Origin of the sequence: Streptomyces massasporeus (assembly GCF_014648995.1) — a bacterium.
In the GTDB taxonomy this organism is placed as follows: Bacteria; Actinomycetota; Actinomycetes; order Streptomycetales; family Streptomycetaceae; genus Streptomyces; species Streptomyces massasporeus.
Window position 1 is genome coordinate 1,012,705 of sequence record NZ_BMSE01000001.1, and the last position, 17,549, is coordinate 1,030,253.

Annotated in this window: 16 protein-coding genes; 13 read left to right on the forward strand and 3 right to left on the reverse strand. The window is 70.8% G+C overall.

The features are described 5' to 3' along the window. Positions 1-323: 323 nt before the first annotated feature. The 9 genes from IE153_RS04580 to pssA all read left to right on the forward strand — a co-directional run bounded on the left by IE153_RS04580 (position 324) and on the right by pssA (position 11,252). Complete coding sequence (locus IE153_RS04580) at positions 324-2,129, forward strand: 3-hydroxyacyl-CoA dehydrogenase family protein (RefSeq protein ID WP_189588446.1); 1,806 nt, start codon at positions 324-326, stop codon at positions 2,127-2,129. A 142-nt stretch (positions 2,130-2,271) separates the two neighbouring features. Continuing rightward, entirely contained in the window at positions 2,272-3,099 is an 828-nt protein-coding gene (locus IE153_RS04585) for a TetR family transcriptional regulator (RefSeq protein ID WP_185006715.1), read from the forward strand. Positions 3,100-3,481: 382 nt separating this feature from the next. Next, positions 3,482-4,825 carry a crotonyl-CoA carboxylase/reductase gene (gene ccrA, locus IE153_RS04590; RefSeq protein WP_189588447.1) on the forward strand — a complete coding sequence of 448 codons (1,344 nt, stop codon included), beginning with the start codon at positions 3,482-3,484 and terminating at the stop codon, positions 4,823-4,825. A gap of 17 nt (positions 4,826-4,842) precedes the next feature. After that, entirely contained in the window at positions 4,843-6,891 is a 2,049-nt protein-coding gene (locus IE153_RS04595; protein WP_189588448.1) for a protein meaA, read from the forward strand. Continuing rightward, positions 6,888-7,847 (forward strand): HpcH/HpaI aldolase/citrate lyase family protein, encoded by a 960-nt coding sequence (locus IE153_RS04600; RefSeq protein WP_189588449.1) that lies wholly within the window; start codon positions 6,888-6,890, stop codon positions 7,845-7,847. Before IE153_RS04595 ends, IE153_RS04600 begins: the two co-directional genes overlap by 4 nt. 16 nt (positions 7,848-7,863) lie before the next feature. Continuing rightward, the gene (locus IE153_RS04605; RefSeq protein WP_030843910.1) at positions 7,864-8,376 is read left to right on the forward strand and encodes a MaoC family dehydratase; all 513 of its coding nucleotides are present in this window, start codon (positions 7,864-7,866) and stop codon (positions 8,374-8,376) included. Between the two features lie 2 nt (positions 8,377-8,378). Next, positions 8,379-9,584: an acyl-CoA dehydrogenase family protein gene (locus IE153_RS04610; protein WP_189588450.1), complete on the forward strand. Its 1,206-nt coding sequence runs from the start codon at positions 8,379-8,381 to the stop codon at positions 9,582-9,584. Positions 9,585-9,754: 170 nt separating this feature from the next. Continuing rightward, positions 9,755-10,411, forward strand: coding sequence for a phosphatidylserine decarboxylase (locus tag IE153_RS04615; RefSeq protein WP_030843916.1), 657 nt, complete (start codon positions 9,755-9,757; stop codon positions 10,409-10,411). A 58-nt stretch (positions 10,412-10,469) separates the two neighbouring features. Then, the gene (pssA, locus tag IE153_RS04620) at positions 10,470-11,252 is read left to right on the forward strand and encodes a CDP-diacylglycerol--serine O-phosphatidyltransferase (protein WP_097223278.1); all 783 of its coding nucleotides are present in this window, start codon (positions 10,470-10,472) and stop codon (positions 11,250-11,252) included. A gap of 82 nt (positions 11,253-11,334) precedes the next feature. Here pssA and IE153_RS04625 read toward each other — a convergent pair whose 3' ends face one another. After that, positions 11,335-12,453: a glycerate kinase gene (locus IE153_RS04625; protein ID WP_189588560.1), complete on the reverse strand. Its 1,119-nt coding sequence runs from the start codon at positions 12,451-12,453 to the stop codon at positions 11,335-11,337. A 188-nt stretch (positions 12,454-12,641) separates the two neighbouring features. Between IE153_RS04625 and IE153_RS04630 the strand changes: the two genes are divergently transcribed. From IE153_RS04630 to IE153_RS04640, 3 genes are all read left to right on the forward strand, one after another. Continuing rightward, positions 12,642-13,718: an ADP-ribosylglycohydrolase family protein gene (locus IE153_RS04630; RefSeq protein WP_189588451.1), complete on the forward strand. Its 1,077-nt coding sequence runs from the start codon at positions 12,642-12,644 to the stop codon at positions 13,716-13,718. A 47-nt stretch (positions 13,719-13,765) separates the two neighbouring features. Continuing rightward, on the forward strand, positions 13,766-14,260 hold the full coding sequence (locus IE153_RS04635; RefSeq protein WP_189588452.1) for an NUDIX domain-containing protein: 495 nt from the start codon (positions 13,766-13,768) through the stop codon (positions 14,258-14,260). A 79-nt stretch (positions 14,261-14,339) separates the two neighbouring features. Then, positions 14,340-15,071 carry an SIR2 family NAD-dependent protein deacylase gene (locus IE153_RS04640; protein ID WP_189588453.1) on the forward strand — a complete coding sequence of 244 codons (732 nt, stop codon included), beginning with the start codon at positions 14,340-14,342 and terminating at the stop codon, positions 15,069-15,071. Here IE153_RS04640 and IE153_RS04645 read toward each other — a convergent pair. Continuing rightward, entirely contained in the window at positions 15,068-15,550 is a 483-nt protein-coding gene (locus tag IE153_RS04645) for a methylated-DNA--[protein]-cysteine S-methyltransferase (RefSeq protein ID WP_189588454.1), read from the reverse strand. The two genes, IE153_RS04640 and IE153_RS04645, sit on opposite strands and share 4 nt — an antisense overlap. 9 nt (positions 15,551-15,559) lie before the next feature. Beyond that, entirely contained in the window at positions 15,560-17,029 is a 1,470-nt protein-coding gene (locus IE153_RS04650; protein ID WP_189588561.1) for an AlkA N-terminal domain-containing protein, read from the reverse strand. 144 nt (positions 17,030-17,173) lie between these two features. On the opposite strand from IE153_RS04650, the gene IE153_RS04655 reads away from it, so the two are divergent. After that, positions 17,174-17,536, forward strand: a complete 363-nt coding sequence (locus IE153_RS04655; protein ID WP_189588455.1) for an ArsR/SmtB family transcription factor — start codon at positions 17,174-17,176, stop codon at positions 17,534-17,536. The last annotated feature ends 13 nt before the right edge of the window (positions 17,537-17,549 follow it).

Below are 17,549 nucleotides of genomic sequence, written 5' to 3' on the forward strand. Positions count from 1 at the left end.
CGCCGGTTAAGCTCAGACGAGCGAGTTACCCACTCGTATTTCCTCGCGGCGGTCTGGTGACGCGGCTGTCGCGGGAGCAGTCGGTTCGGTGCCTCAGGTACCGCAAGTACGGCTCGGCCCCGGGACAGGGCCGGTCGGAACCGCCGTTCCCTTCCGGGCGTGTGCACGCCCGGGGCGCGGCACCGGGCGTGTGCGCTTCGCAGCCCGGCCAACACCCGCATTTCACCACGCACCCGGTGCGCCCGTGGTCCGGCCCCTGCCGGACCGACTCCGGCGCACCCGGAGCGCGTTCCCCGTCGTCACCCTCATCCTGGAGTCCCGCGATGGCCACTCCCCTGTCCGACCCGTCCCAGTCCCCGCTGCAGACCATCGCCGTCGTCGGCCTCGGCACGATGGGCACCGGCATCGCCGAGGTCCTCGCCAAGGCCGGCCGCACGGTCGTCGGCATCGACATCAGCGAGACCCAGGCCGCGAAGTGCGTCGCCGCCCTGGAGGCCTCCACCGCCCGCGGCGTCGAGCGCGGCCGGCTGACCGAGCAGGAGCGCGCCGAGATCCTCGGCCGTGTCCGCACCTCCGCCGACCTGCGCACCGCGGCCGACGCCGACCTGGTCATCGAGGTGGCCCCGGAGTCGTACGAGGTCAAGCACCAGATCTTCCGGGAGCTGGACGGGATCGTGCGCCCGGAGACGATCCTGGCGACCGGCACCAACGCCCTGTCGGTGACCCGGCTGGCCGCCGACTCCTCCCGTCCGGAGCGGGTGCTGGGCCTGCACTTCTTCAATCCCGCGCCGGCCATGAAGCTGGTCGAGGTGGTCTCCTCGGTGCTGACCGCGCCGGCGGCCGTCACCGCGGTCACCGACCTCGCGCTCGACCTGGGCAAGGAGCCCGTCGCCGTCGGCGACCGGCCCGGTTTCGTCGCGGACGGCCTGCTGTTCGGCTACCTCAACCAGGCCGCAGCGATGTACGAGGCGAAGTACGCCTCCCGCGAGGACATCGACGCCGCGATGCGACTGGGCTGCGGACTGCCCATGGGCCCGCTGGCGCTGCTCGACCTGATCGGCGTCGACACCGCGCGCACGGTCCTGGAGGCCATGTACACCTCCTCCCGCGACCGGCTGCACGCCCCCGCGCCGATCCTCAAGCAGCTGAGCGAGGCGGGTCTGACCGGCCGCAAGGCAGGGCGCGGCTTCTACACCTACGAGGCGCCGGGCAGCCCGGTCGTCGTGCGGGACGCGCTGACCCCGCTGGAGGGCGGCGACCTGGTTCCCGGCCGGGAGATCCGCTCGGTCGGTGTCGCGGGCTCGGGCACCATGGCCTCCGGTATCGCCGAGGTGTTCGCCAAGGGCGGGTACGAGGTGGTCATCGCCGCCCGCAGCGCGGAGAAGGCGCAGAACGCGAAGGCCCGGATCGGCAAGTCCCTGGCCCGCTCGGTCGACAAGGGCCGGATGACCGCGGAGGCGGCCGCCGAGACCCTGGACCGCATCACCGCCACGGGCACCTACGACGACTTCGCCGGCGTCGACCTGGCCGTGGAGGCGGTCGCCGAGGACCTGGAGGTCAAGCGGCAGCTGTTCGCGGCCCTGGACAAGGTCTGCAAGCCGGGCGCGATCCTGGCCACCACGACCTCGTCGCTGCCGGTCGTCGCCTGCGCCCGGGCCACCTCGCGCCCGCAGGACGTGATCGGCATGCACTTCTTCAACCCGGCGCCGGCCATGAAGCTCGTCGAGGTCGTCCGTACCGTGCTGACCGCCGACGACGTCCACGCGACGGTCCGCGAGGTGTGCGGCCGGATCAGGAAGCACCCGGTCGACTGCGGTGACCGGGCCGGTTTCATCGTGAACGCGCTGCTGTTCCCGTACCTGAACAACGCGATCAAGATGGTCGAGGAGCACTACGCGTCGCTCGACGACATCGACGCGGCGATGAAGCTGGGCGGCGGTTACCCGATGGGCCCGTTCGAGCTGCTGGACGTCGTCGGGCTGGATGTCTCGCTCGCCATCGAGAAGGTCCTGCACCGCGAGTTCCGCGACCCGGGGCTCGCTCCGGCGCCGCTGCTGGAGCACCTGGTGGCCGCGGGCTGCCTCGGCCGCAAGACCGGCCGTGGCTTCCGCGAATATGCCAAGCGCTGAGCGTCCCGGCGACTGGTTCCGGTCCGGCGCGGAGTGGGGCGGCCTGCTCGGCCCGGACCGGTTCCACCCGGCCGGCCGGGCCGCCCCCGGCCCGCCCTCCGGCGGCGGGGGAGAACCGGGCCACGCGCGGCGAGCTGCGCACATGCAGTACGTTCAGGGCATGCCCCAGCCCGCCAAGTCCTCACGTACACCCGCCACGGCCGACGCGCCGGAGAGTGCCGCCGGCTCTCGCGCCGCCGCCCAGCGGCTCAAGATGCGCCGGGAACTGGCGGCCGCCGCGATGGAGCTGTTCGCGACCAAGGGGTACGAGGCGACCACCGTCGACGAGATCGCGGCCCAGGCCGGGGTCGCCCGCCGCACGTTCTTCCGCCACTTCCGCTCCAAGGAAGAGGCGATCTTCCCCGACCACGACGACACCCTGATCCGCGCCGAGGCGGTGCTCAACGCCGCGCCCGCGCACGAGCATCCGCTCGACACGGTGTGCCGCGGCATCAAGGAAGTCATGCGGATGTACGCGGCCCGGCCGGAGATCTCCGTCGCCCGCTACAAGCTGACGCGCGAGGTGCCCACCCTGCGCGAGGCGGAGATCGCCTCGGTGGCCCGCTACGAGCGCCTCTTCACCCGCTATCTCCTCGGCCACTTCGACGAGCGCGCGCACGCCGACGACGCCAACGACGACCCGCTGCTGGCGGAGGTCGCCGCGTCCGCGGTCGTCACCGCCCACAACCACGTCCTGCGGCGCTGGCTGCGCGCGGGCGGTCAGGGGGACGTGGAGGCGCAGCTGGACCACGCCTTCGCGATCGTGCGCAAGACCTTCGGCTCGGGCATCGGGGCCGGCCGCTCGACGGAGCCGCAGCCGGCCGTGGCCACGGCCTCCACGCAGGGCGAGGTACTGGTGACCGTCGCCCGCACCGACGCACCGCTCGACGAGGTCATGCGGACGATCGAGCAGGCCCTCAAGGAGCGCTGAGCGCCCCTTCACCCGTGTGATGACGGCCACCCCTCGGGGTGGCCGTTTTGGCATGTCAGGGGCCGTTTTGCAGGCCCTTGAAGAGCCCGTTCGATCGATCATCGCTCATTTGTTACGTAAAGATTTCATCTGAGATCAAGTTCTGGCACTCAGTGCCTTGCGGGGTGACACGCGGTGTCATACGTTGAAGAGGTCCGAGCGACGTCCCGGCAAGCTCACCCGCTTGCCCGCCCGGGCGCCTGCGTCACAGGCAACCTCCCGCGCCACCCAGCGCTGCCGATCAGCACCACCGCCGAACCGACGGCACACCCTCAACCCTCAGCAGCACCGACGTAACCATCGGCGCCCCTCCCTCAGGGCGCTCACCGCCGGAGGCAACACCGTGACCGTTAAGGACATCCTGGCCGCGATCCAGTCGCCCGACTCCACGTCGGAGGACTTCGCCGCCCTCCAGATCCCCGAGTCGTACCGCGCGATCACCGTGCACAAGGACGAGACGGAGATGTTCGCCGGACTCGCCACGCGCGACAAGGACCCCCGCAAGTCGATCCACCTGGACGAGGTTCCGCTGCCCGAGCTCGGCCCGGGCGAGGCGCTGGTGGCCGTCATGGCCTCCTCGGTGAACTACAACTCCGTGTGGACGTCGATCTTCGAGCCGCTGTCCACCTTCGGCTTCCTGGAGCGCTACGGCCGCACCAACGAGCTGGCCAAGCGCCACGACCTGCCGTACCACATCATCGGCTCCGACCTCGCGGGCGTCGTCCTGCGCACCGGCCCGGGCGTCAACGCCTGGCAGCCCGGTGACGAGGTCGTCGCGCACTGTCTGTCCGTCGAGCTGGAGTCCAGCGACGGCCACAACGACACGATGCTCGACCCCGAGCAGCGCATCTGGGGTTTCGAGACCAACTTCGGCGGCCTCGCCGAGATCGCCCTGGTCAAGTCCAACCAGCTGATGCCGAAGCCCGACCACCTGTCGTGGGAGGAGGCCGCCGCCCCCGGCCTGGTCAACTCCACCGCCTACCGCCAGCTGGTCTCCCGCAACGGCGCCGGCATGAAGCAGGGCGACAACGTCCTGATCTGGGGCGCGAGCGGCGGACTCGGCAGCTACGCCACCCAGTTCGCGCTGGCCGGCGGCGCCAACCCGATCTGTGTCGTCTCCAGCGAGCAGAAGGCGGAGATCTGCCGCTCGATGGGCGCCGAGGCGATCATCGACCGCAGCGCCGAGGGCTACAAGTTCTGGAAGGACGAGAACACCCAGGACCCGAAGGAGTGGAAGCGCTTCGGCAAGCGCATCCGCGAGTTCACCGGCGGCGAGGACATCGACATCGTCTTCGAGCACCCCGGCCGCGAGACCTTCGGCGCGAGCGTCTACGTCACGCGCAAGGGCGGCACCATCACCACCTGCGCCTCGACCTCGGGCTACATGCACGAGTACGACAACCGCTACCTGTGGATGTCGCTGAAGCGGATCATCGGCTCGCACTTCGCCAACTACCGCGAGGCCTGGGAGGCCAACCGGCTCATCGCGAAGGGCAAGATCCACCCCACCCTGTCGAAGGTGTACTCCCTCGAGGACACCGGCCAGGCCGCGTTCGACGTGCACCGCAACCTCCACCAGGGCAAGGTCGGCGTCCTGTGCATGGCCCCCGAGGAGGGCCTGGGCGTGCGCGACCACGAGAAGCGCGCCAAGCACATCGACGCCATCAACCGCTTCCGCAACATCTGAGACAGCCGAGGTCATAGATGACTGAGCGTCAGCCCGCCGAAGGTGTGCGGGAGAAGGACCGGCCGTGGCTCATGCGCACGTACGCCGGTCACTCCACGGCCGAGGCGTCCAACGAGCTGTACCGGCGCAACCTCGCCAAGGGCCAGACAGGTCTGTCGGTGGCGTTCGACCTGCCGACGCAGACCGGCTACGACTCCGACCACATCCTCGCCCGCGGCGAGGTCGGCCGGGTCGGCGTGCCGATCGCGCACGTCGGTGACATGCGCCGGCTGTTCCAGGACATCCCCCTGGAGCAGATGAACACCTCGATGACGATCAACGCCACCGCCATGTGGCTGCTGGCGCTCTACCAGGTCGTCGCCGAGGAGCAGGGCGCGGACATCACCAAGCTTCAGGGCACGACCCAGAACGACATCGTCAAGGAATACCTGTCCCGCGGGACGCACGTGTTCCCGCCGGGGCCGAGCCTCCGCCTGACGACGGACATGATCGCGTACACGGTCTCCCACATCCCGAAGTGGAACCCGATCAACATCTGCAGCTACCACCTGCAGGAGGCGGGCGCCACGCCGGTCCAGGAGATCGCGTACGCGATGTCCACCGCGATCGCCGTCCTCGACGCCGTGCGCGACTCCGGCCAGGTGCCGCAGGAGCGCATGGGCGACGTCGTGGCCCGCATCTCGTTCTTCGTGAACGCGGGCGTCCGCTTCGTCGAGGAGATGTGCAAGATGCGGGCGTTCGGCCGCATCTGGGACCGCATCACCCGCGAGCGCTACGGCATCGAGAACGCCAAGCAGCGCCGCTTCCGCTACGGCGTCCAGGTCAACTCCCTGGGCCTGACGGAGGCGCAGCCGGAGAACAACGTCCAGCGGATCGTGCTGGAGATGCTGGCCGTCACCCTCTCCAAGGACGCCCGCGCGCGCGCCGTGCAGCTCCCCGCCTGGAACGAGGCCCTCGGGCTGCCCCGCCCCTGGGACCAGCAGTGGTCGCTGCGCATCCAGCAGGTGCTGGCGTACGAGAGCGACCTGCTGGAGTACGAGGACATCTTCGAGGGCTCGAAGGTGATCGAGGCGAAGGTGGAGCAGCTGGTCGAGGCGTCGTTCGCCGAGATCGACCGCATCCAGGAGATGGGCGGCGCGATGGCGGCCGTCGAGTCCGGCTACCTCAAGTCGCAACTGGTCGCCTCGCACGCCGAGCGCCGCGGGCGGATCGAGTCGGGCCAGGAGAAGATCATCGGTGTCAACGCCTTCGAGGGCACCGAGCCGAACCCGCTGACCGCCGACCTGGACACCGCGATCCAGACGGTGGACCCGGCGGTCGAGGCCCGGGTCATCGCCGGGCTGGAGCAGTGGCGCGACAGCCGCTACCAGCCGCCCTTCAACCACCCGCGGCCCTGCAAGGCCCTGGAGCGGCTGAAGGAGGCCGCGCGCGGCGACGAGAACCTCATGGAGGCCACCCTGGAGTGCGCGCGCGCCGGGGCGACGACCGGCGAGTGGGCCGGGGCCCTGCGCGAGGTGTTCGGCGAGTTCCGGGCGCCCACGGGTGTCTCCTCGGCGCCGGTGGCCGTTCCGGTCGAGGAGGGCAGCGCCCTCGCCGTGGTCCGCCGCAAGGTCGACCTCACGGCCAAGGACCTGAACGTGGGCAAGCTGCGCTTCCTGGTCGGCAAGCCGGGCCTGGACGGGCACTCCAACGGCGCCGAGCAGATCGCGGTGCGCGCCAGGGACGCCGGCTTCGAGGTGGTCTACCAGGGCATCCGGCTGACGCCGGAGCAGATCGTGGACGCGGCCCTCGCCGAGGACGTGCACGCGGTGGGCCTGTCCATCCTGTCCGGCTCGCACGCCCAGCTGGTGCCGGACGTCCTCGAACGGCTGCGTGTGGCCGGTGCCACAGATATACCCGTGATCGCCGGTGGCATCATCCCGAATGGTGACGCCGAGCAGCTCAGGGCAGCCGGAGTGGCCGCGGTCTTCACCCCGAAGGACTTCGACATCACCGGAATCATCGGCCGCATCGTCGACGAGATCCGGAAAGCGAACAAGCTCGACCCCCTGGAGGTCCCCGCATGACCGTCAACCGTCTGCGTCCCCGCCGCTCGTGTCTCGCGGTGCCGGGAAGCAACCCCCGCTTCCTGGAGAAGGCGCAGGGCCTCCCGGCGGACCAGGTCTTCCTGGACCTGGAGGACGCGTGCGCGCCGCTCGCCAAGCCCGAGGCGCGGCACACCATCGTCAAGTTCCTCAACGAGGGCGACTGGACGGGCAAGACGCGGGTCGTGCGTGTCAACGACTGGACGACCGAGTGGACGTACCGCGACGTCGTCACGGTCGTCGAGGGCGCCGGCCAGAACCTCGACTGCATCATGCTGCCGAAGGTGCAGACGGCCCAGCAGGTCGTCGCCCTGGACCTGCTGCTGACGCAGATCGAGAAGACGATGGGCTTCGAGGTCGGCAAGATCGGCATCGAGGCGCAGATCGAGAACGCGCAGGGCCTGAACAACGTCAACGAGATCGCGCAGGCCTCCCCGCGCGTCGAGACCATCATCTTCGGCCCGGCCGACTTCATGGCGTCCATCAACATGAAGTCGCTGGTCGTGGGCGAGCAGCCGCCCGGCTACCCGGCGGACGCCTACCACTACATCCTCATGAAGATCCTGATGGCCGCCCGCGCCAACAACCTCCAGGCGATCGACGGCCCCTACCTGCAGATCCGCAACATCGACGGCTACCGCGAGGTAGCCCAGCGGGCCGCGGCCCTCGGCTTCGACGGCAAGTGGGTGCTGCACCCGGGCCAGGTCGAGGCGTCCAACGAGATCTTCTCGCCGTCGCAGGAGGACTACGACCACGCCGAGCTGATCCTGGACGCGTACGACTACTACACGTCCGAGGCGGGCGGCAAGAAGGGCTCGGCGATGCTCGGCGACGAGATGATCGACGAGGCCAGCCGCAAGATGGCGCTCGTCATCTCCGGCAAGGGCCGCGCGGCGGGCATGCAGCGCACCGGCAAGTTCGAGATCCCCACCGACTAGAGAGGCGCTGAGCGCGATGCAGTTCGGGCGCACCTACGAGGAGTTCGAGGTCGGGGCGACGTACAAGCACTGGCCGGGAAAGACGGTCACCGAGTACGACGACCACCTGTTCTGTCTCCTCACCATGAACCACCACCCGCTCCACATGGACACGAACTATGCGGAGAAGACGACGGACTTCGGCAAGAACGTCGTCGTCGGGAACTACATCTACTCGCTGCTGCTCGGCATGTCCGTACCGGACATCTCCGGCAAGGCGATCGCCAACCTGGAGATCGAGTCGCTGAAGCACGTGGCGCCGACCTTCCACGGCGACACGATCTACGGCCAGACGACCGTGCTCGACAAGTGGCCGTCGAAGTCCAAGAACGACCGCGGAATCGTTTACGTCGAGACCAAGGGCTACAAGCAGGACGGCACGCTGGTCTGCGTGTTCCGCCGCAAGGTGATGGTGCCGACCGAGACGTACATCAAGGAGCGCGGCGGCGAGCAGCCCGGCCGCCCCGAGCTCAGGGAGCAGGAGAAGTAGCCATGGCGCGACTCGCCCAGACCGCCGGTCTGACGGACATCCAGCAGGAGATCCTGTCCACCGTCCGGGACTTCGTGGACAAGGAGATCCTTCCGGTCGCCACGGAGCTGGAGCACCGCGACGAGTATCCGCAGCAGATCGTCGACGGACTGAAGGAGTTGGGCCTGTTCGGCCTGATGATCCCCGAGGAGTACGGGGGTCTGGGCGAGTCGCTCCTGACCTACGCGCTGTGCGTGGAGGAGATCGCCCGCGGGTGGATGTCGGTGTCCGGCATCATCAACACCCACTTCATCGTGGCGTACATGCTCAAGCAGCACGGCACGCAGGAGCAGAAGGACCACTTCCTGCCGAGGATGGCGGCCGGCGACATCCGGGGCGCGTTCTCGATGTCCGAGCCGGCGCTCGGCTCGGACGTGTCGGCGATCTCGTCGAAGGCGGTGAAGGACGGTGAGGAGTACGTCCTCAACGGCCAGAAGATGTGGCTGACGAACGGCGGAACGTCGTCTTTGGTGGCCGTTCTGGTCAAGAGTGACGAAGGTCACCCCGAGGGTACGGCGCCCCACAAGTCGATGACGACCTTCCTTGTCGAGAAGGAGCCCGGATTCGGCGAGGTGCGTCCCGGCCTCACGATCCCCGGCAAGATCGACAAGATGGGCTACAAGGGGGTCGACACCACCGAGCTCATCATGGATGGCCTGCGGATTCCCGCCGACCGCGTGCTCGGCGGGGTCACCGGCCGCGGTTTCTACCAGATGATGGACGGCGTCGAGGTCGGCCGCGTCAACGTGGCGGCGCGTGGCTGTGGCGTCGCTCAGCGTGCGTTCGAACTGGGTGTCCAGTACGCGCAGCAGCGTCACACCTTCGGGAAGGCGATCGCCCAGCACCAGGCGATCCAGTTCAAGCTGGCCGAGATGGCTACCAAGGTCGAGGCCGCCCATGCGATGATGGTGAACGCAGCACGCAAAAAGGACTCCGGGGAGCGAAACGACCTCGAGGCTGGGATGGCGAAGTACCTCGCCTCCGAGTACTGCAAGGAGGTCGTCGAAGACGCCTTCCGGATCCACGGCGGCTACGGCTTCTCCAAGGAGTACGAGATCGAGCGCCTCTACCGTGAGGCTCCGATGCTGCTCATCGGTGAAGGTACCGCCGAGATCCAGAAAATGATCATCGGCAGGCGGCTGCTCGAAGAGTATCGATTCCAGGGCTAGATGTCCGGATACGGGGTGTTTTCTTGGAGAAGAAGATCACACCCCGTGAACACTCTTCTGCCGCCGACTCGGCAGCCTGGCTTACCCAGTTACGGCTCCGAGCCGCTACGATCGCCGGAAAGCCGCCGTCCCCCGTCAGAGTGCGGCATCATCCGCTACGAAGGTCATCCATGCCCCACAGCCAAACCTCTGCACCACGCGACAGCCGGGCCGGCGTACGCCTCGCGCGCGGAGCATCGCCGTGGCTCCTTCCGACCGTCGCCACCGCAGCCCTCAGCCTGGCCCGGGCCCGGCGCTCCGGCGCCGCCAAGGCCGTCGCCGTTCCCGCCACCGCGCTCGCGGCGGGGATGCTGTGGTTCTTCCGCGACCCCGAGCGCGAGATCACCCAGGGCCGGGTCATCTCGCCCGCCGACGGTGTGGTGCAGAGCATCATGCCGTGGAAGGACGGCCGCACGCGCGTCGCGATCTTCATGAGCCCGCTGAACGTCCACGTCAACCGCGCGCCCCTCGCGGGCACGGTGACGTCGGTCGAGCACGTACCCGGTGGCTTCGTTCCCGCCTTCAACAAGGAGAGCGAGAACAACGAGCGTGTCGTCTGGCACTTCGACACCGAGCTCGGCGACATCGAGATGATCCAGATCGCCGGCGCGGTCGCCCGTCGCATCGTCCCCTACCTGCCCCAGGGCACGAAGGTCGAGCAGGGCGAGCGGATCGGCCTGATCCGCTTCGGCTCGCGTGTCGACCTCTACCTGCCCGAGGGCGTGGAGGTCGCGGTCGAGGTGGGTCAGAAGACCGTGGCTGGGGTGACTCGCATTGACCGTGATTGATCCTGATACCAAGGCCGGCTGGGTCCCGGAGGCCGACGAGGTCGACGAAGAAGAGGAGATGCCCCTCTCTCTTCGTCTGTCGATAGCGGACACGCTGACGCTCGGCAACGCCACGTGCGGCTTCATGGCGGTGTACTTCACCACCACCGGCATCCTGATCCCCGACCTCATGGGCAGCCAGGAGTCCGGCATGGCGCGCAACAGCGCGGCCACGGCGGTCATCCTGATGCTGTGCGCGGCGGTCTTCGACCTGTTCGACGGCCTGGTGGCGCGCAAGCTGCGCTCCTCCCCCATGGGCGCCGAGCTGGACAACCTCTCCGACCTGATCAGCTTCGGCCTGGCGCCGGCGTACTTCGTCCTCGTCTACGGCATGGTGGCGGAGGGCGCGTACCAGCGGGTCGCGGCGGTCGGGGCGATCGTGGTGCTGCTGGCGGTGGTGCTACGGCTTGCCCGGTTCTCGTGCGTCACGGTCAAGGACGGCACCTTCCAGGGCATGCCGTCGCCGTTCGGCGCACTGACGGTCGTGTCCATCGTGCTGCTGGAGCTGCCCTTCGTGGCGACGCTGCTGGCGATCCTGGGGACGGCGTGGCTGATGGTGAGCCGCGTGGAGTACCCGAAGCCGCGGGGCCGGCTCGCCGTGGCGATGCTGTCGTGGATCGTGCTGGGCATGGGCCTGATGGCCGCCTGGGCCTTCGACGCGCCGAGCGGCCAGCTGCTGCTCCAGACGGGGTGCGCGCTCCAGCTGGTCATGGGCGCGGTGATTCCGCTGTTCGCGACGGCTCGCCGGGTGAACAACTTCCGCGGCAACCGCCGCGAGGCACGGGCGGCGCAGCTGCCGTAGTGGCGGCCGTACCACCAGGAAGAAGGCCCCGAGCCGAGAGCTCGGGGCCTTCTTCGTGCCTCGGACGACGCGAGCGCGCGGCTCAGGTCAGGAAGTCCCTGGCGATCCGCTCCGCCACCCGCTCCAGGATCGGGCCCGCCTCGGCGATGCACTTCGCCACGTCCGGTTCCGCGTCCGTGAGGGGGTAGGCCCGGCGGAAACCGGCTCGGCCCAGGGTCTGGGGCGGCAGTGCCAGGCGGCCGCAGACCGCCACGACGTCCTTGTCCGCGGCACGGGCCGCCGCGGCGACGCCGGCCGGTGCCTTGCCGTGCAGGGTCTGCTCGTCGAGGGAGCCCTCGCCGGTGATGACCAGGTCGGCGCGGTCCAGGGCGGGTGCGAAGCCCAGGACGTCGAGCATCACCTCGATGCCGGGGCGGAACCGGGCGCCCAGCAGCAGGGCGCCGTAGCCGATGCCGCCCGCCGCACCGGCACCCGGGGAGGCCGCGTACTCGGCGGCCTTGGGGCCGGCCGCGCCCTCCAGCACCTTCGCGAAGTGCGCGAGGGCGGTGTCCAGGGCCGCCACGTCGTCGGGCGCGGCGCCTTTCTGCGGGCCGTAGACCGCGGGTGCGCCCTTCGGGCCGGTCAGCGGGTTGTCGACGTCGCTCGCGAGGACCAGCTCGACCTCGCTGAGGCGCGGGTCCAGTCCCGACAGGTCGGCCGTGGCCAGTTCGGCCAGTCCGCCGCCGCCCGGAGGCACCGGCTCACCCTCGGCGTCCAGGAACCGGGCGCCCAGCGCGGACAGCATCCCGGCGCCGCCGTCGGTGGTGGCGCTGCCGCCGACCCCGAAGACGATCGTGCGGGCGCCCGCGTCCAGGGCCGCCCGCAGCAGCTCGCCGGAGCCGTACGTGGACGCCGTGAGCGGGGCGAACACCCCGGCGGGCAGCCGTTGCAGCCCGCTCGCCTCGGCCATCTCCACGACCGCGGTGCCCTCGCGCAGCGCGTACGCCGCCGTCACCTCGTCGCCGAGGGGACCGGCGACCCGTACCTCCCGGCGCTCGAACCCGGCCGCGACGGCCGCGGCCACGGTCCCGTCGCCGCCGTCGGCCACGGGCAGCGCCTCGACCTCGAGGCCGGGCAGGACCCGGCGCAGTCCGGCCGTGACCCGCTCGGCGACCTCGACGGCCGTCAGCGACCCCTTGAACTTGTCCGCGGCGACGAGCACCCGCTGTGTCGTCCGGGTGCCGCTCACTGCAGCGTCCGCCACTTGCACTCCCCTTGCTCTCCGGGCCCTCACACATGTCAAGGCCAGTCGCGCCGCTGCGACCTTAACCGGCGGACGCCCCAGCCGTCAGCATCTGCCCACACCGCGGACGACGCGCCCCCGGCCGCCGGAGCGGGTAGACCGTAACCATGGCCCCTGCGTACACCGACACAGACCTGGCCGGCCGCATCCTCGGCGGCTGGACGGGCCGCATCGCGGGAAACATGCTCGGCAAGCCGGTCGAACAGGGCGAGGTATGGACCCGCGACCGCATCGACCGCTACCTCAGACAGGCCGCGGCGCTCCCCCTCACCGACTACCTGCCGGAGCCGATCAGCGAGCACGACGGGTTCGAGCTGCGCCCCGAGTGGCGCCAGTGCGTGCGCGGCCGCATCCACGGCAGCTGCCGTGACGACGACGTCGACTACGCGATCCTCGGCCTCGACCTGCTGGAGACCCACGGCTTCGGCTTCAGCACCGAGCAGGTCGGCGACCTGTGGCTGCTGCGGCTGCCGTATCTGCAGACGTTCACCGCCGAGCGGGCGGCGTACCGCAATCTCGCCAACGGACTGAAGCCGCCGCTGACGGCGACGTACGACAACCCGTACCAGGAGTGGATCGGCGCCCTCATCCGCGCCGACGTCTACGGCTGGACCTGCCCGGGCGCCCCGCGCCGGGCCGCCTCCCTGGCCCGCCGCGACGCGGTGCTGTCGCACACCGGCAACGGGGTCTACGGGGCGATGTGGGCGGCGGCGCTGATCGCGGCCGCGTTCACGGCGCCCACCGTGCGGCACGCCGTCGACGAGGCCCTGGCGGTGATCCCGGCGAGCAGCCGCCTCGCCCGCACGGTGCGGCGGGTGGTCTCGCTGCACGACACCCGGATGTCCTGGGAGGACACGCTCACCACGGTCGCCGAGGAGACCACGGGCATGGGCTGGATCCACACCGTCCCGAACGCCGCCGTCCTCACCGCCGGTCTGCTCTACGGCGACGGCGACTTCACCCGCACCATCACCCTGACCGTCCGCGGCGGCCTGGACACCGACTCCAACGGAGCGACGGCCGGTTCGGTGGCCGGTGTGTTCGGCGGGGCCGCGGCCATAGCCGACCAGTGGAAGACCCCGCTGGAGGACACGGTCCGCAGCGCGGTGTTCGGCTTCGACGGGGTGCGGATCAGCGAGCTGGCGGAACGGACGCTGCGGCTGGCGGAGGCCACGCCGGCCTGACCGCGCGGGTGGGGGATGCGACGGGCCCCGGTGGTTACCCTGCACCGATGACCACCTCTCCTGACTACGCCGCCTACATCGCCTCCCTGCCCCGCGTCCTGGCCGGCGCCGCCACGCTCTTCCGGGACCGCGAGGGCCGTGTGCTGCTCGTCGAGCCCAACTACCGGGAGGGCTGGGTGCTGCCCGGCGGCACCGTCGAGTCCGACACCGGCGAGACCCCGCGGCAGGGCGCGCGACGCGAGACGGCCGAGGAGACCGGCCTGGACCGGGAACCCGGTCGGCTGCTGGCCGTCGACTGGGTGCACGGCACGGGCCGGCCGCCGGTGGTGGCATACCTGTACGACGGCGGGGTGCTGAGCGAGGACGAGTTCAAGGCGATCCGCCTCCAGGAGGAGGAGCTGCTGTCCTGGTGTCTGGTCCCGCGCGAGGAGCTGGCCGACTACCTGCCGGGCGCCCTCGGCGGCCGCGTGCTGACCGCACTCGACGTCCTGGCGGACGGCTCGGGGACGGCGGAGCTGGAGAACGGCCGGCGGGTGTTCTGACCGGTCGGCGGCTCACCCCTCGGCGTCCGGTCCGATATCCGCTCGCCGTCGCCCCGCCGCCCGGCCTACGCTCGCCGACATGGCCAAGCCCCTCGTCGCGCTGCTCACCGGCGCCGGTATCAGCACGGACTCCGGGATCCCTGACTACCGCGGGCCCAACGGGCTGTGGCGACGGGATCCCGAGGCCGAGAAGCTCGTCACGTACGAGTACTACATGGGCGATGCCGAGATCCGCCGCCGCTCCTGGCTGATGCGGCGCGAGACGGGGGCGCTGCGGGCCGAGCCCAACGCCGCGCACCGGGCGGTGGCGGAGCTGGAGCGGTCCGGGGTGCCGGTGCGGGTGATCACGCAGAACGTGGACGGGCTGCACCAGCTCGCCGGGATGCCCGCCCGCAAGGTGTTCGAGCTGCACGGGTCGGCCCGCAGTGTCGTCTGCACCGGCTGCCACGCCCGCGGCCCGATGGCGGACGCGCTGGCCCGGGTCGAGGCCGGTGAGGAGGACCCGCCGTGCCTCGAGTGCGGCGGGATCCTGAAGCCGGCGACGGTGATGTTCGGCGAGCGGCTCGACCCCGTCGTCCTCGGTGAGGCGGCCGCCGTCAGCAAGGCCTGCCAGGTCTTCGTCGCCGTCGGCACGAGCCTTCAGGTGCAGCCCGCCGCCGGTCTCGCCGGTGTGGCCGCCGACCACGGCGCCCGTCTGGTCATCGTCAACGCCGAGCCGACCCCGTACGACGACCGCGCCGACGAGATCGTCCGCGATCCCATCGGCACGGCGCTGCCGGAGCTGTTGCGCGGCCTCGTGGGCACCCCCTAGAACAGGGCCGCGCCCCGCTCGAAGTCCAGCAGGCGCTGCTTGCGCTCCAGGCCGCCGCCGTAGCCGGTCAGGCTGCCGCTCGCGCCGATGACGCGGTGGCAGGGGACGATGATGCCGATGGGGTTGCGGCCGTTGGCGAGGCCGACCGCGCGGGAGGCGGTGGGGGTGCCGAGGGTGTCGGCGAGCCGGCCGTAGGTGCGGGTCTCGCCGTAGGGGATGCGGCGCAGTTCCTCCCAGACGGCGCGCTGGAACGGGGTGCCGGTCAGGCGCAGTTCGACGGTGAACTCCTTCAGCTCACCCGCGAAGTAGGCCTTCAGCTGCTCCTCCGTCTCCGCGAAGAGGGTGTCGTCGCGGGTGCCGAAGGTCTCCTGCTGCGGGCGGTGGCGCTGGTCGGTCATGTAGAGGCCGCACAGGACGCCGTCCTCGGCGACGAGGGTGAGCGGGCCGTACGGGCTGTCGGTCACGGTGTGCTGCTTCATCGGACGTCCCTATACCGGAAGGAAGTTGATCGGGTGGCTGTCGGTCGCCCAGAGGTACTGGACCGCGTAGGCCCGCCAGGGGCGCCAGGCGGCGGCGCGTGCGGTGAGCGCGGCGGGTGTGGACGGCAGGCCCAGTTCCCGGGCGGCGCGGCGGATGCCGAGGTCGGTGGGGAGGAAGGCGTCGGGGTCGCCCAGGGCGCGCATGGCGATGACGTCCACCGTCCAGGGGCCGAAGCCGGGCAGCGCGAGGAGCTGGGCGCGGGTCTGCGGCCAGTCGCTCTCGACGCCGAGGCGCAGCTCGCCGTCGGCGAGCCGGTGGACCAGGGTGGTGAAGGTGGCGCGGCGGGTGCGGGGCATCGCCAGCGACTCGGGGTCCAGCGCCGCGAGGGCCTCGGGGGCCGGGAAGAGGTGGGTGAGGCCGCCCTCGGGGTCCTCGACCGGTTCGCCGTGGGCGGTGACCAGGCGGGCCGCGTGGGTGCGGGCGGCGGCCGTGGAGACCTGCTGCCCGAGCACGGCCCGGACGGCGAACTCGGCCTCGTCGACCGTGCGCGGCACGCGCCGGCCGGGCGCCTTGTCGACCAGTGGTGCGAGGACCGGGTCGGTGCGGAGCTGGTCGTCGATGGCGACGGGGTCGGCGTCCAGATCGAGCAGGCGGCGGCAGCGGCTGATGGCGACGGTCAGATCGCGCAGGTCGCTGAGGGTGAGGCGGCAGGCGATGTGGTCCGGGTTCGGGGTGAGGGCCACGATGCCGTGGCCGTACGGCAGGCGCAGGGTGCGGCGGTAGGAGCCGTCGCGCCACTCCTCCACGCCGGGTACGGCCGTCGCGGCGAGGTGGCCGAAGAGGTTGTCGGGGTTGAGCGGGGCGCGGAACGGCAACCGCAGGGAGAGCGCTCCGGGGGTGCTCGCGCCCTGCCGTTTCGGGGCGCGGGCGCGCAGCTCGCTCGGGGGCAGGGCGAAGACCTCGCGGACCGTGTCGTTGAAGGTGCGGATCGAGGCGAAGCCGGCGGCGAAGGCGATCTGCGCCATGGGCAGGGAGGTCGTCTCGATGAGCAGCCGGGCCGTCTGGGCGCGCTGGGCGCGGGCGAGCGCGAGGGGGCCCGCGCCCAGCTCGGCGAGGAGCTGCCGCTCGACCTGCCGGGTGCTGTAGCCGAGCCGTCCGGCGAGGCCGGGCACGCCCTCGCGGTCCACGACGCCGTCGGCGATCAGCCGCATGGCGCGGGCCACGAGGTCGGCGCGCTGGTTCCACTCCGGGGAGCCGGGGCTGGTGTCGGGCCGGCAGCGCTTGCAGGCCCGGAACCCGGCCTGCTGACAGGCCGCCGCGCTGGGGTGGAAGACCATGTTCTCCGGCTTCGGCGGCACCACCGGGCAGCTGGGGCGGCAGTAGATGCCGGTGGTCAGGACGGCCGTGAAGAACCAGCCGTCGAACCGCGCGTCCTTGGACCGGACGGCGCGCACGCAGCGCTCGGTGTCGGTGTGCATCCCCATCTGCATGGGTCCAGCATCCGGCACCGGCCCGGTGCGGGGCTGGCGAGAATCCGACATCGACGTGCCCGCGCCCCGCCATCGGACCGAGATAGATGAAGATTCATTCATGTATGCGCACGGGGCCGGTACGATGACACCATGGGTCATGGAGCCGTCACCCCCGTGCAGGAAGCCGCCGAGCGCGTACGCCTGGACGCGGACAACGTCGCGAAGGTCGCCACCACGCTCCAGGCCCTGTCCACGCCCTCCCGGCTGCTGATCCTGGCGCGGCTGCGCGAAGGCCCGCTGCCGGCCACGGAGTTGGCCGCCGAGGTGGGGATGGAGCAGTCGGCCTGCTCGCACCAGCTGCGGCTGCTGCGCAATCTGGGCCTGGTCGTGGGCGAGCGGCAGGGCCGTTCGGTGGTCTACGCGCTGCACGACCACCATGTCGCCGAGCTGCTCGACCAGGCCGTGTACCACGTGGAGCATCTGCGCCTGGGGATCAGCGACGCCACCGACTGAGGCGGCGCCGCTG